The organism is Candidatus Thiodubiliella endoseptemdiera, from assembly GCF_964212635.1.
Classification (GTDB): domain Bacteria; phylum Pseudomonadota; class Gammaproteobacteria; order PS1; family Pseudothioglobaceae; genus Thiodubiliella; species Thiodubiliella endoseptemdiera.
In genome coordinates, this window is the sequence record NZ_OZ156463.1 from 1,629,887 (window position 1) to 1,646,635 (window position 16,749).

Annotated in this window: 3 protein-coding genes; all 3 read right to left on the reverse strand. The window is 41.4% G+C overall.

Features of this window, described 5'->3' with window-relative positions; genetic code table 11:
- Window positions 1-104 precede the first annotated feature (104 nt).
- Window positions 105-257: a hypothetical protein gene (locus AB8525_RS08900; protein ID WP_369149986.1), complete on the reverse strand. Its 153-nt coding sequence runs from the start codon at window positions 255-257 to the stop codon at window positions 105-107.
- Between the two features lie 126 nt (window positions 258-383).
- A complete protein-coding gene (locus AB8525_RS08905) occupies window positions 384-16,544 on the reverse strand; it encodes an FG-GAP-like repeat-containing protein (protein WP_369177467.1) in 16,161 nt (5,386 codons plus the stop codon).
- A 46-nt stretch (window positions 16,545-16,590) separates the two neighbouring features.
- Window positions 16,591-16,746, reverse strand: a complete 156-nt coding sequence (locus AB8525_RS08910) for a hypothetical protein (protein WP_369151063.1) — start codon at window positions 16,744-16,746, stop codon at window positions 16,591-16,593.
- Between the last annotated feature and the right edge of the window lie 3 nt (window positions 16,747-16,749).

The window sequence follows — 16,749 nt, forward strand, 5'->3', positions numbered from 1 at the left end:
ACTTATTCCTCTAAGTTCAAGTTTTTAAATTTTTAAATTTTTGGTTGATATTTTTCCATAAAAAACCCGCTTTAATAAGGCGGGTTTTTGTTTTTATGGGTGTCTTACTTTATGAGACCTTTGCATAAATAGGGATGATTAGCAAAATGACAGATTTTATTAAATTGGAAATTTTTTAAATCCACTCCTAGCAGGGCTAAGGGTGTTTTTAAAAAGTTTGTAATTTGATGAAAGATGGCGTTTTGATGATTATTCATATTTATGCAAAGGTCTCTCTAAGTTCAAGTTTTTAAATTTTTAAATTTTTAAATTTTTGGTTGATATTTTTCCATAAAAAAACCCGCTTTAATAAGGCGGGTTTTTGTTTTTATAGGTGTCTTACTTTATACAAGAATAAGATTATCAGTTATAAAGTGCCCTAATGCAACTGTGTCGGGAGTAGAGGAGCCACCAATACCAGAAACCCCTTGTAGATTGATAACCAAATCAGCAACATCATCTGTAACCGTGCCATCAGCATCAATCGTTAGTTTGGCACTACCTGCAGTGCCAGTATCTAACACTGTAATATATTTATCAATATTAGCAAAAAGTGTCGCTTGGTTACCACTAGCAGTAATAAAATCTTTTAAATCTAATTTATCACCACCAGCACCAAATATGAAGCCAGTTATGGTGTCTTCGCCATTATCTGTACTTGCATAAACAAAAATATCACTGCCTGCACCGCCATTTATAGTGTCGTTGCCTGCACCACCATTTATAGTATCGTCACCTGCACTACCCGTTATAGTATCGGCGTTATCGGTGCCGATATAAAAATTATATGCAAATGCCCAAGTTTTACCTGAGGTATTATCAATACCTGCAAAGTCATTACCCGAGGTGTCAGTTATAACGCCTGATGCCATTTTGATGTAATAAACACCTGAAGTTAAACTACTTGGGTTAAGAGTGAGTGTTGTGTCGCTAATATTAGCATTAGTAATGCTAATAGTTGCAACTTTTTCTGCACTATTCCAGATTTCAACAATGCCACCATTTGTTTTGATGTTTTCAGAAAACTCAATTACTAGATTTGAAGGCTCGCCTAAGACATTGGTATCGCTGGTTTTTTCTGTAAAGGTTGGAACTTGTTCATCTACAGACAGAGGTTGTTGAGCTTGTCCATCTACAGAAACAGGTTGTTGATTGTAGTAGTATTTAAGGGTGCCATCATTCTTACCCGCCACCAAATCTAGGTCGCCATCGCCATCAATATCGGCTAGGGTTGGTGAGGGAGAATATCTCACATCAATGCCATCAAAAGGATTGCTGTCTCCAGTTTTTGCTGTATAAGCAGGGTTAGAAGTAGTACCTGTATTTTGATAGTATTTAAGGGTGTCATAAAGCTCACCCACCACCAAATCTAGGTCGCCATCGCCATCAATATCGGCTAGGGTTGGTTTGGAAGAATATCCCACATCAATGCCATTAAAAGGATTGTCATCTCCAGTTTTTGCTTCATAAGCAGGGTTAGAAGTAGTGCCTGTGTTTTGATAGTATTTAAGGGTGCCATTATTCTCACCCACCACCAAATCTAGGTCGCCATCGCCGTCAATATCGGCTAGGGTTGGTTTGGAGCGATACCCCACATCAATGCCATTAAAAGGATTATTGCCTCCAGTTTTTGCTTCATAAGCAGGGTTAGAAGTAGTGCCTGTATTTTGATAGTATTTAAGGGTGCCATTACTCTCACCCACCACCAAATCTAGGTCGCCATCGCCGTCAATATCGGCTAGGGTTGGTTTGGAGCGATACCCCACATCAATGCCATTAAAAGGATTATTGCCTCCAGTTTTTGCTTCATAAGCAGGGTTAGAAGTAGTGCCTGTATTTTGATAGTATTTAAGGGTGCCATTCCTCTCACCCACCACCAAATCTAGGTCGCCATCGCCGTCAATATCAGCCAAGATTGGCGTGGAATAACCTCCCACATCAATGCCATTAAAAGGATTATTGCCCAAACCTATTTTTTCAATATACTCAAGCTTAGTCTTAGCCAACACCACTCTATCAGCGGTAAATACTGGTGCATTACCTGCGACATCTGTTATATTATTTAGCGTAATATCGCTTGTTGGATTGTCAATATCAAAGTCTGTAGCGGCAATGCTATCTCCAGCTTGAACGCTATATTTAAACACCAGTTTCTTATCACCTGCAGTTGTAGAGGCGGTTTTATCCAAAACAAAGTCTTTGTCTGCAATGACTACTTTAGAGCCTGTGGTGTTATTAAGTTTCAAGGTCTCACTCATTGTCAGTGTTAGGCTGATAACATCGCCTGTCTTAAAAGCAGATTGTCCTGCTGGAATATCGCTTAAAGTCCATGGATTGGTCGTGATTGGGGTTGGGTTAATGATGTCATAAGTTACTGCTGTGCTAGTGCTAATTGCTGAATTGGTGCCATCACTAAGCGTTACTACAGCCGTGTAGGTTTTTCCATCGGCTAATTCAGACGGCATATTGGCATGTGCCAGTGTCCAAGTTTTATCATCCGCAATGGTTGGCAAACTTGAAACTGTAGCCACTGAATTACTGCCTTCAAAAAATTCAATCTTAGTAATAGATAAGGTACCTGCTCCCGCTACTGTGCCTGAGAGTGTGGTTGCATCTTTCTCGTTATTATTAATGTAATTATCATCGGCACCTGCCCAAACAATGTCGGTAGTAAGAACGATGGTTTCAAATGCCCATTGGTTGCTGTTTTTAGCAATACCCAGTGCATCGTTGCCTACCATATCCGTCATAGCACCAGAGTTCATTTCTAAATAGTAACTGCCTACGGTAAGTTTATTATTGGTTAAACCTAATGCTGATACATCAATAGTAAGTTTATCATTGGTAATGCTAAATTTATTTGTATCACTAGCGATATTAATAGTTGCTACTGTTACATCGCTACTATTCTTGATGAGAATACTGCCCGTACCTGCTTTAATATTTTCACTAAAGTCAAGCACTAAATCTGAGGTTTCCTCTAAGATAACGCTGGCTTGTGTTGTTAGAGTTGGCGCTTGTCCATCTACAGAAGAAGGTTGTTGATTGTAATAATATTTAAGGGTGCCATTCTCCTCACCCACCACCAAATCTAGGTCGCCATCGCCGTCAATATCGGCCAAGTTTGGTGCGGAATAAAGCCCCACATCAATGCCATCAAAAGGATTGCTGTCTCCAGTTTTTGCTGTATAAGCAGGGTTAGAAGTAGTACCTGTATTTTGATAGTATTTAAGGGTGCCATAAAGCTCACCCACCACCAAATCTAGGTCGCCATCGCCGTCAATATCGGCTAGGGTTGGTGAGGCAGAATTTCCCACATCAATGCCATTAAAAGGATTGCTATCTCCAGTTTTTACTTCATAAGCAGGGTTAGAAGTAGTGCCTGTGTTTTGATAGTATTTAAGGGTGCCATGATTCTCACCCACCACCAAATCTAGGTCGCCATCGCCGTCAATATCGGCTAGGGTTGGTCCGGAATAAATCCACACATTAATGCTATTAAAAGGATTGTCATCTCCAGTTTTTGCTTCATAAGCAGGGTTAGAAGTAGTGCCTGTGTTTTGATAGTATTTAAGGGTGCCATGATTCTCACCCACCACCAAATCTAGGTCGCCATCGCCGTCAATATCGGCTAGGGTTGGTTTGGAGCGATACCTCACATCAATGCCATTAAAAGGATTATTGCCTCCAGTTTTTGCTTCATAAGCAGGGTTAGAAGTAGTGCCTGTATTTTGATAGTATTTAAGGGTGCCATTACTCTCACCCACCACCAAATCTAGGTCGCCATCGCCGTCAATATCAGCCAAGGTTGGCGCAGAAACAATCCCCACATCAATACCCTCAAAAGGATTATTGCCCGAACCTGTTTTTTCAATATACTCAAGCTTAGTCTTAGCCAACACTACTCTATCAGCGGTAAATACTGGTGCATTACCTGCGACATCTGTTATATTATTTAGCGTAATATCGCTTGTTGGATTGTCAATATCAAAGTCTGTAGCGGCAATGCTATCTCCAGCTTGAACGCTATATTTAAACACCAGTTTCTTATCACCTGCAGTTGTAGAGGCGGTTTTATCCAAAACAAAGTCTTTGCCTGCAATGACCACTTTAGAGCCTGTGGTGTTATTAAGTTTCAAGGTCTCACTCATTGTCAAAGTTAGGCTGATAACATCCCCTGCCTTAAAAGCAGATTGTCCTGCTGGAATATCGCTTAGAGTCCATGAGTTAGTAGCTGTTGGAGTTGGCGCTTGTCCATCTACAGAAGAAGGTTGTTGATTGTAATAATATTTAAGGGTGCCATTATTCTCACCCACCACCAAATCTAGGTCGCCATCGCCATCAATATCGGCTAGGACTGGTGCGGAATAACGCCCCACATCAATGCCATTAAAAGGATTGCTATCTCCAGTTTTTACTTCATAAGCAGGGTTAGAAGTAGTGCCTGTATTTTGATAGTATTTAAGGGTGCCATAATTCTCACCCACCACCAAATCCAGGTCGCCATCGCCGTCAATATCGGCTAGGGTTGGTGAAGAATAATATCCCACATCAATGCCATTAAAAGGATTGTCATCTCCAGTTTTTGCTTCATAAGCAGGGTTAGAAGTAGTGCCTGTGTTTTGATAGTATTTAAGGGTGCCATTACCTTTACCCATCACTAAATCTAGGTCACCATCGCCGTCAATATCGGCTAGGGTTGGTGAGGAATCACTTCCCACATCAATGCCATTAAAAGGATTGCTATCTCCAGTTTTTGCTTCATAAGCAGGGTTAGAAGTAGAGCTTGTATTTTGATAATATTTGAGGGTGCCATAAACCTCACCCACCACCAAATCTAGGTCGCCATCGCCGTCAATATCGGCTAGGGTTGGTTTGGAATAATATCCCACATCAATGCCATTAAAAGGATTACTATCTCCAGTTTTTGCTTCATAAGCAGGGTTAGAAGTAGTGCCTGTATTTTGATAGTATTTAAGGGTGTCATTCTGCTCACCCACCACCAAATCTAGGTCGCCATCGCCGTCAATATCAGCCAAGTTTGGCGTGGAATAACCTCCCACATCAATGCCATTAAAAGGATTATTGCCCGAACCTGTTTTTTCAATATACTCAAGCTTAGTCTTGGTCAACACCACTCTATCAGCGGTAAATACTGGTGCATTACCTGCGACATCTGTTATATTATTTAGCGTAATATCGCTTGTTGGGTTGTCAATATCAAAGTCTGTAGCGGCAATGCTATTTCCGGCTTGAACGCTATATTTAAACACCAGTTTCTTATCACCTGCAGTTGTAGAGGCAGTTTTATCCAAAACAAAGTCTTTGCCTGCAATGACCACTTTAGAGCCTGTGGTGTTATTAAGTTTCAAGGTCTCACTCATTGTCAAAGTTAGGCTGATAACATCCCCTGCCTTAAAAGCAGATTGTCCCGCTGGAGTATCGCTTAGAGTCCATGGATTGGTCGTGATTGGGGTTGGGTTAATGATGTCATAAGTTACTACTGCGCTAGTGCTAATTGCTGAATTGGTGCCATCACTAAGCGTTACTACAGCCGTGTAGGTTTTTCCATCGGCTAATTCAGATGGCATAGCAGAATGTGCGAGTGCCCAAGTGCCGTCAGCTGCAACAGCTGGTAATCCTGAAGTTATTGCTGTGCCTACTGTATTACTACCTTCAAAAAACTCAATTTTGGTAATCGTTAAAGTACCTATTCCAGTTACTTTGCCTGAGAGTGCGGTTGCGTCTTTTTCACTATCATTAATGTAGTTATCATCGGCACCTATCCAAGCGATTGTGGTAGAAAATGCTTTGGTTGCAAATACCCATTGGTTAGTATCTTTAGTAATGGCAGCAGCATCGTTACCCGCTATGTCAGTTACTGTGCCTGCATCCATGGTGATATAGTAACTGCCTTGGGTTAATTTATTATCAGTTAAACCTAATGCTGACACATCAATGGTGAGTTTATCGCCAGCAATGCTAAATTTATTTGTATCACTAGCGATATTAATGGTTGCTACTGTTACATCGCTACTATTCTTGATGAGAATACTGCCCGTACCTGCTTTAATATTTTCACTAAAGTCAAGCACTAAATCTGAGGTTTCCTCTAAGATAACGCTGGCTTGTGTTGTTAGAGTTGGCGCTTGTCCATCTACAGAAGAAGGTTGTTGATTGTAGTAGTATTTAAGGGTGCCATCATACTTACCCACCACCAAATCTAGGTCGCCATCGCCATCAATATCGGCTAGGGTTGGTCTGGAAGAATATCCCACATCAATGCCATTAAAAGGATTGCTATCTCCAGTTTTTACTTCATAAGCAGGGTTAGAAGTAGTGCCTGTATTTTGATAGTATTTAAGGGTGCCATTACCTTCACCCATCACCAAATCTAGGTCGCCATCGCCGTCAATATCGGCTAGGGTTGGTACGGAAATATTCCCCACATCAATGCCATTAAAAGGATTGCTACCTCCAGTTTTTGCTTCATAAGCAGGGTTAGAAGTAGTGCCTGTGTTTTGATAGTATTTAAGGGTGCCATCATCCTTACCCACCACCAAATCTAGGTCGCCATCGCCGTCAATATCGGCTAGGGTTGGTTCGGAAACATCCCCCACATCAATGCTATTAAAAGGATTGCTATCTCCAGTTTTTGCTTCATAAGCAGGGTTAGAAGTAGTGCCTGTATTTTGATAGTATTTAAGGGTGCCATTACCTTCACCCACCACCAAATCTAGGTCGCCATCACCATCAATATCGGCTAGGACTGGTGCGGAATAATCCCCCACATCAATGCCATCAAAAGGATTATCACCTCCAGTTTTTGCTTCATAAGCAGGGTTAGAAGTAGTGCCTGTATTTTGATAGTATTTAAGGGTGCCATAATCCTCACCCACTACCAAATCTAGGTCGCCATCGCCGTCAATATCAGCCAAGATTGGCACAGAAACATACCCCACATCAATACCCTCAAAAGGATTATTGCCCGAACCTGTTTTTTCAATATACTCAATCTTAGACAACACTACTCTATCAGCGGTAAATACTGGTGCATTACCTACGACATCTGTTATATTATTTAGCGTAATATCGCTTGTTGGATTGTCAATATCAAAGTCTGTAACGGCAATGCTATCTCCAGCTTGAACACTATATTTAAACACCAGTTTCTTATCACCTGCAGTTGTAGAGGCAGTTTTATCCAAAACAAAGTCTTTGCCTGCAATGACCACTTTAGAGCCTGTGGTGTTATTAAGTTTCAAGGTCTCACTCATTGTCAAAGTTAGGCTGATAACATCGCCTGTCTTAAAAGCAGATTGTCCTGCTGGAATATTGCTTAGAGTCCATGAGTTAGTAGCCGTTGGAGTTGGGGCTTGTCCATCTACAGAAGAAGGTTGTTGATTGTAGTAGTATTTAAGGGTGCCATCATACTTACCCACCACCAAATCTAGGTCGCCATCGCCATCAATATCGGCTAGGACTGGTGCGGAATAACGCCCCACATCAATGCCATTAAAAGGATTGTCATCTCCAATGTTTGCTTCATAAGCAGGGTTAGAAGTAGTGCCTGTATTTTGATAGTATTTAAGGGTGCCATCACTCTCACCCACCACCAAATCTAGGTCGCCATCGCCGTCAATATCGGCTAGGGTTGGTTTGGAAGAATCTCCCACATCAATGCCATTAAAAGGATTGTCATCTCCAGTTTTTGCTTCATAAGCAGGGTTAGAAGTAGTACCTGTATTTTGATAGTATTTAAGGGTGCCATCAGCCTCACCCACTACCAAATCTAAATCACCATCGCCGTCAATATCGGCTAGGGTTGGTCTGGAAAAATCCCCCACATTAATGCCATTAAAAGGATTACTATCTCCAGTTTTTACTTCATAAGCAGGGTTAGAAGTAGTGCCTGTGTTTTGATAGTATTTAAGGGTGCCATCACGCTCACCCACCACCAAATCTAGATCGCCATCGCCATCAATATCGGCTAGGGTTGGTGAGGCAGTATTTCCCACATCAATGCCATTAAAAGGATTGCTATCTCCAGTTTTTACTTCATAAGCAGGGTTAGAAGTAGTGCCTGTGTTTTGATAGTATTTAAGGGTGCCATCATTCTCACCCACTACCAAATCTAGGTCGCCATCGCCGTCAATATCAGCCAAGATTGGCACAGAAACATACCCCACATCAATACCCTCAAAAGGATTATTGCCCGAACCTGTTTTTTCAATATACTCAAGCTTAGTCTTGGTCAACACCACTCTATCAGCGGTAAATACTGGTGCATTACCTGCGACATCTGTTATATTATTTAGCGTAATATCGCTTGTTGGGTTGTCAATATCAAAGTCTGTAGCGGCAATGCTATCCCCAGCTTGAACGCTATATTTAAACACCAGTTTCTTATCACCTGCAGTTGTAGAGGCAGTTTTATCCAAAACAAAGTCTTTGCCTGCAATGACCACTTTAGAGCCTGTGGTGTTATTAAGTTTCAAGGTCTCACTCATTGTCAAAGTTAGGCTGATAACATCCCCTGCCTTAAAAGCAGATTGTTCTGCTGGAATATTGCTTAGAGTCCATGAGTTAGTAGCCGTTGGAGTTGGGGCTTGTCCATCTACAGAAGAAGGTTGTTGATTGTAGTAGTATTTAAGGGTGCCATCATAACCATACTTACCCACCACCAAATTTAGGTCGCCATCGCCATCAATATCGGCTAGGGTTGGTTTGGCAGAATATCCCACATCAATGCCATTAAAAGGATTGTCATCTCCAGTTTTTGCTTCATAAGCAGGGTTAGAAGTAGTGCCTGTATTTTGATAGTATTTAAGGGTGCCATAATCCTCACCCACTACCAAATCTAGGTCGCCATCGCCGTCAATATCGGCCAGGGTTGGTGTGGAATAATGCCCCACATCAATGCCATTAAAAGGATTGCTATCTCCAGTTTTTACTTCATAAGCAGGGTTAGAAGTAGTGCCTGTATTTTGATAGTATTTAAGGGTGCCATAAGCCTCACCCACCACCAAATCTAGATCGCCATCGCCGTCAATATCGGCTAGGGTTGGTAAGGAAGAACGCCCCACATCAATGCCATTAAAAGGATTGTCATCTCCAGTTTTTGCTTCATAAGCAGGGTTAGAAGTAGTGCCTGTGTTTTGATAGTATTTAAGGGTGCCATCATTCTCACCCACCACCAAATCTAGGTCGCCATCGCCGTCAATATCGGCTAGGGTTGGTGAGGAAGAACGCCCCACATCAATGCCATTAAAAGGATTGTCATCTCCAGTTTTTGCTTCATAAGTAGGGTTAGAAGTAGTGCCTGTATTTTGATAGTATTTAAGGGTGCCATTCCTCTCACCCACCACCAAATCTAGGTCGCCATCGCCGTCAATATCAGCCAGGGTTGGCGCAGAAGCACTCCCCACACCAATACCCTCAAAAGGATTATTGCCCGAACCTGTTTTTTCAATATACTCAAGCTTAGTCAACACTACTCTATCAGCGGTAAATACTGGTGCATTACCTGCGACATCTGTTATATTATTTAGCGTAATATCGCTTGTTGGGTTGTCAATATCAAAGTCTGTAGCGGCAATGCTATCTCCAGCTTGAACGCTATATTTAAACACCAATTTCTTATCACCTGCAGTTGTAGAGGCAGTTTTATCCAAAACAAAGTCTTTGCCTGCAATGACCACTTTAGAGTCTGTGGTGTTATTAAGTTTCAAGGTCTCACTCATTGTCAAAGTTAGGCTGATAACATCCCCTGCCTTAAAAGCAGATTGTCCTGCTGGAATATCGCTTAAAGTCCATGGATTGGTCGTGATTGGGGTTGGGTTAATGGTGTCATAAGTTACTGCTGTGCTAGTGCTAATTGCTGAATTGGTGCCATCACTAAGCGTTACTACAGCCGTGTAGGTTTTTCCATCGGCTAATTCAGATGGCATAGCAGAATGTGCGAGTGTCCAGGTGCCGTCAGCTGCAACAGCTGGTAATCCTGAAGTTATTGCTGTGCCTACTGTATTACTACCTTCAAAAAACTCAATCTTAGTAATAGATAAGGTACCTGCTCCCGCTACTGTGCCTGAGAGTGCGGTTGCGTCTTTTTCACTATCATTAATGTAGTTATCATCGGCACCTATCCAAGCGATTGTGGTAAAAAGTGCTTTGGTTGCAAATACCCATTGGTTAGCATCTTTAGTAATGGCAGCAGCATTGTTACCCACTATGTCAGTTACTGTGCCTGCATCCATGGTGATATAGTAACTGCCTTGGGTTAATTTATTATCAGTTAAACCTAATGCTGACACATCAATGGTGAGTTTATCGCCAGCAATGCTAAATTTATTTGTATCACTAGCGATATTAATAGTTGCTACTGTTACATCGCTACTATTCTTGATGAGAATACTGCCCGTACCTGCTTTAATATTTTCACTAAAGTCAAGCACTAAATCTGAGGTTTCCTCTAAGATAACGCTGGCTTGTGTTGTTAGAGTTGGCGCTTGTCCATCTACAAAAAAAGATTGTTGATTGTAATAATATTTAAGGGTGCCATTCTCCTCACCCACCACCAAATCTAGGTCGCCATCGCCGTCAATATCGACCAAGTTTGGTGCGGAATAAATCCCCACATCAATGCCATCAAAAGGATTGCTGTCTCCAGTTTTTGCTGTATAAGCAGGGTTAGAAGTAGTACCTGTATTTTGATAGTATTTAAGGGTGCCATAAAACTCACCCACCACCAAATCTAGGTCGCCATCGCCGTCAATATCGGCTAGGGTTGGTGAGGAAGCATATCCCACATCAATGCCATTAAAAGGATTACTATCTCCAGTTTTTGCTTCATAAGCAGGGTTAGAAGTAGTGCCTGTATTTTGATAGTATTTAAGGGTGCCATCACTCCCACCCACCACCAAATCTAGGTCGCCATCGCCGTCAATATCGACTAGGATTGGTAATCCCGCATCAACGCCATTAAAAGGATTGTCATCTCCAGTTTTTGCTTCATAAGCAGGGTTAGAAGTAGTGTCTGTATTTTGATAGTATTTAAGGGTGCTATCACTCCCACCCACCACCAAATCTAGGTCGCCATCGCCGTCAATATCGGCTAGGGTTGGTTTGGAATAATATCCCACATCAATGCCATTAAAAGGATTGTCATCTCCAGTTTTTGCTTCATAAGCAGGGTTAGAAGTAGTGCCTGTATTTTGATAGTATTTAAGGGTGCCATAAGTCTCACCCACCACCAAATCCAGGTCGCCATCGCCGTCAATATCAGCCAAGGTTGGCGCAGAAACAATCCCCACATCAATACCCTCAAAAGGATTATTGCCCAAACCTGTTTTTTCAATATACTCAAGCTTAGTCTTGGTCAACACCACTCTATCAGCGGTAAATACTGGTGCATTACCTGCGACATCTGTTATATTATTTAGCGTAATATCGCTTGTTGGATTGTCAATATCAAAGTCTGTAGAGGCAATGCTATCTCCAGCTTGAACGCTATATTTAAACACCAATTTCTTATCACCTGCAGTTGTAGAGGCGGTTTTATCCAAAACAAAGTCTTTGCCTGCAATGACCACTTTAGAGCCTGTGGTGTTATTAAGTTTCAAGGTCTCACTCATTGTCAGAGTTAGGCTGATAACATCCCCTGCCTTAAAAGCAGATTGTCCTGCTGGAATATTGCTTAGAGTCCATGAGTTAGTAGCCGTTGGAGTTGGGGCTTGTCCATCTACAGAAGAAGGTTGTTGATTGTAATAATATTTAAGGGTGCCATTCTTCTCACCCACCACCAAATCTAGGTCGCCATCACCATCAATATCAGCTAGGGTTGGTTTGGAGTAAAGCCCCACATCAATGCCATTAAAAGGATTGTCATCTCCAGTTTTTGCTTCATAAGCAGGGTTAGAAGTAGTGCCTGTATTTTGATAGTATTTAAGGGTGCCATTCTGCTCACCCACCACCAAATCTAGGTCGCCATCGCCGTCAATATCGGCTAAGGTTGGTGTGGAATAATACCTCACATCAATGCCATTAAAAGGATTGTCATCTCCAGTTTTTGCTTCATAAGCAGGGTTAGAAGTAGTGCCTGTATTTTGATAGTATTTAAGGGTGCCATAAGCCCCACCCACCACCAAATCTAGGTCGCCATCGCCGTCAATATCGGCTAAGGTTGGTTTGGAGCGATCCCCCACATCAATGCCATCAAAAGGATTGCTATCTCCAGTTTTTGCTTCATAAGCAGGGTTAGAAGTAGTGCCTGTATTTTGATAATATTTAAGGGTGCCATAATACTCACCCACCACCAAATCTAGGTCGCCATCGCCGTCAATATCGGCTAGGGTTGGTGCGGAAAGATTCCCCACATCAATGCCATTAAAAGGATTGTCATCTCCAGTTTTTACTTCATAAGCAGGGTTAGAAGTGGTGCCTGTATTTTGATAGTATTTAAGAGTGCCACTAATCTCACCCACCACCAAATCTAGGTCGCCATCGCCGTCAATATCGGCTAGGGTTGGTTTGGAGCGATCCCCCACATCAATACCCTCAAAAGGATTATTGCCCAAACCTATTTTTTCAATATACTCAAGCTTAGTCTTAGTCAACACTACTCTATCAGCGGTAAATACTGGTGCATTACCTGCGACATCTGTTATATTATTTAGCGTAATATCGCTTGTTGGATTGTCAATATCAAAGTCTGTAGCGGCAATGCTATCTCCAGCTTGAACACTATATTTAAACACCAGTTTCTTATCACCTGCAGTTGTAGAGGCGGTTTTATCCAAAACAAAGTCTTTGCCTGCAATGACCACTTTAGAGCCTGTGGTGTTATTAAGTTTCAAGGTCTCGCTCATTGTCAGTGTTAGGCTGATAACATCGCCTGCCTTAAAAGCAGATTGTCCTGCTGGAATATCGCTTAGAGTCCATGGATTGGTCGTGATTGGGGTTGGGTTAATGGTGTCATAAGTTACTGCTGTGCTAGTGCTAATTGTTGAATTGGTGCCATCACTAAGCGTTACTACAGCCGTGTAGGTTTTTCCACCGGCTAATTCAGATGGCATAGCAGAATGTGCGAGTGCCCAAGTGCCGTCAGCTGCAACAGCTGGTAATCCTGAAGTTATTGCTGTGCCTACTGTATTACTACCTTCAAAAAACTCAATCTTAGTAATAGATAAGGTACCTGCTCCCGCTACTGTGCCTGAGAGTGCGGTTGCGTCTTTTTCACTATCATTAATGTAGTTATCATCGGCACCTATCCAAGCGATTGTGGTAAAAAGTGCTTTGGTTGCAAATACCCATTGGTTAGTATCTTTAGTAATGGCAGCAGCATCGTTACCCGCTATGTCAGTTACTGTGCCTGCATCCATGGTGATATAGTAACTGCCTTGGGTTAATTTATTATCAGTTAAACCTAATGCTGACACATCAATGGTGAGTTTATCGCCAGCAATGCTGAATTTAGTTGTCTCAGTAATATTAATGGTTGCTATTACTCCATCATCACTACCTTTAATAACAATACTACCTGTACTACCTGCTTGAATGTCTTCATTAAAATCAAGTATCAGGTCTGAGGTTTCACCCAATTCGGCCGAAGCTTGTGTTGTTAGGATTGGGGCAGTGTTGTCCACTACCACATCATTAGATTCAGCTGAAATAAGTGCTGTTGCAGTGAGTGCATTTGGCGCAAGGGTATCAATAACCTGAGTATCACTCGCTGCAACCGTATTTCTATTGCCAGCAATATCTACAAATTTATCAGCAGCAACGCTAACTTCTAAATTGCCTTCGGTATCTGTATTAGGCACAACAACTAAGGTATAGGCTTTATTGGCATTAACACCTGTGGTAACCAATACTAAATCAGCACCATTTTTAATAGCGCCATTAGTAATAACAATGTCCTCTTTGGTAAACTCTGTTACTGCCTCGTTAAAGGCAAAGGTAAAGATGATTTCTTCACCTGCTTTGGTTGTAGCGTCTTCATTATCGGTAATGGTCAAGGTTGGCACAACCGTATCAACTTTAAAATCACCTATTTTCTCTATCGCTGGGTTACCAGCAGTATCTTTTATATTGACTTTATAGCTGTAAGTTTGTCCATGGGTTAATGCTTGTAAATCTGTGGCTGCAACAATAATGGTTGCACTATTGTTGGTAACAGTACCTGTATAAGTTTTTTGGTTAATAACTAGTGAGACTTCTTGATTGTTTTCTACACCAGTTGTAGCAACTGTTACAGTGCCATTGCTGTTGTCTTCAATAGCGTTTAAAATATCTCCCCAGTTTAGTGTAATGTCTCCAATAGTTGGCACAACACCATCAACATTACGGTCTAATTCAACAGGATAAGTACCTGTGGTGGCAACTATATTACCTGCTACATCGGTTACCCCTGTCAAGGTAATTGCACTTTCATTGGTAATCTCAAAATCTGCTTTATTGATACTATCATCGACTTTGACAGTGTAAGTAAAGAATAATTGTTTTAACTCATCTACTGATGCCCCTGCTTTGGCGGCACCTTTGCCGGTATCTAGTGTAAATTCCTTATTACCAATGGTCACTTTGCTACTGGTAGCATTGCTTAACGAGAGTGCTTCATTGGTTGTCATGGTTAACTCAATAACATCATCCACTTTAAAGCCTGATTGCCCATCTGTTGGTGAGTTGACTGCCCAGCCTGTTATGATTGGGGCAGCAGTGTCAATTAAAACAGGGGTGGTATTGCCACCTGTGCTTGTGCCACCACCTGCTGAAGATAAATTTATCTCAATTGTGTAGGTCTCGCCACTGACTAAAGCCGGTATTTTACTATTGGCTAATGTCCATTCGGTACCATTGGCAGATGCAAAAGTGGGTAGGTTACTGGTATCTACAACTTTGTCATTGGCTGTTCCACTGGCTGCTTTAAATGTAATAGCACTGATAACAACGCCTGCTGCACCGCCAGAATTTGTTAATGTGCCTTGAATGGCAAGTGTGCTAGATTCACTGGCATTGATACCATTGTCGCTAACAGAGTTACCGCTTGCATCTACCCATTGTGCTGTGGTGGTGAATGAAGAGACCAGAAAGCCCCAACCACTATTGCTGTCAATACCCTCATAATTATTACCTGCAGTATCTTTAAAAGTGCCTGCATCAATTTTGACATAGTAATTCTTATTGACTATTAAATCACTACCTGGATTAATAGTGATAATTTTTTTGGTGCTATCAAGACTAACTTGGTTAGCTATATCAATCGTAATAAGAGTGTCAGAGTTGGCTTTATCATAAATGACAATACTGCCTGCTGTGTTTATTGTAACTGCCTCTAAAAAGGTCATCGTTAAGTTTGCATTAGGTGCCATATTGCCACTGAGTTCTGCTACTGGGGCTTTGGTGTCAATTGCTTGCTCGTTATTTGCTGCTGTTGTGCTGTAAGCATTGCCCGCACTGTCTGTAATTGCAGGATTAGCAGACACTGACACTGTTAAGTTAGAACCTACATCTAGGTCACTGCTAGGTACAACGGTCAAGGTATAGACTTTACCTGCATCAGCAGGTGTTGTGCTGGCAATTAAATCAGTACCTGTCTTAATAGCACCATTGCTGATGTTGATAACACTTTTATCAAAACCTGTTACTGCTTCACTAAAGGTAAAGGTATAGGTGATTGTATCGCCAGTTTTAAGGGTTAAAGTATCAGCCTTGTCATCGCTGATAATCAAAGTTGGGGCTTGAGTATCAAAACTTTGATTATTGCTGGCAGCAACTGATTTTAGTGCTGTGTTAACTTTAGAAGTAGCAGCATCAACGGCTACTGTAAGGCTTATTATGCCTTTACTGTTTGCAGGAGGGGTTAGTTCTAAAGTATAGACGCTTTCACTACCATTAACAGAGGTAAAAGTACCTTTTGTACCGCCTGTAACTGTAATATCATTTATATCAAAATCTGTAACTGCTTCATCAAAGGTAAAGGTATAGGTAATAACTTCACCAACTTTAGCGGTGTCGGACTTGTCATCAGTAATACTTAAACCAATCCCCAAACCTGGAGTTGACTCACTGTTGTCAATATCAGTGGATTCAATTCTCTTAAAAGCGCCTGTATTTAAATTTAATAGCCCGTCATTGCCGGTTATATCAATCTTAACAAAACCATTTGCAAAATAAACCTTGTCGCCATTAGAGGCTGTGAAGGAGACTTCTTCTTGGTATTCAGTACCGTTAATATTAACAGTTCTTTTGAAGGTGTAGGTATTGCCATCTAGTGTTTGTTCGTAGTTGTTAAAAGTGCCGGTTAAATAAATTGAATCATTGCCACCTGTTGAAGTAAGCCCTGTTGCATCGACTTTGGTGCCTTGTCCTACATAGACGGCATCGTCTCCACTATTGCCAGATGCTTTTAATGCTTGTCCGTGAGATTCAAGTCCGGTGATATCGGAATACCAGTTGACGAAGAAGCCGTTGGTGTTGCTGATGAAGTATTTTGTTTGTCCTGGCATGGGGTTGTCCTTTGGTTGTAATAACTGATTATTATACATAATTTACTTATTCCTCTAAGAGACCTTTGCATAAATAGGGATGATTAGCAAAATGACAGATTTTATTAAATTGGAAATTTTTTAAATCCACTCCTAGCAGGGCTAAGGGTGTTTTTAAAAAGTTTGTAATTTGATGAAAGATGGCGTTTTGATGATTATTCATATT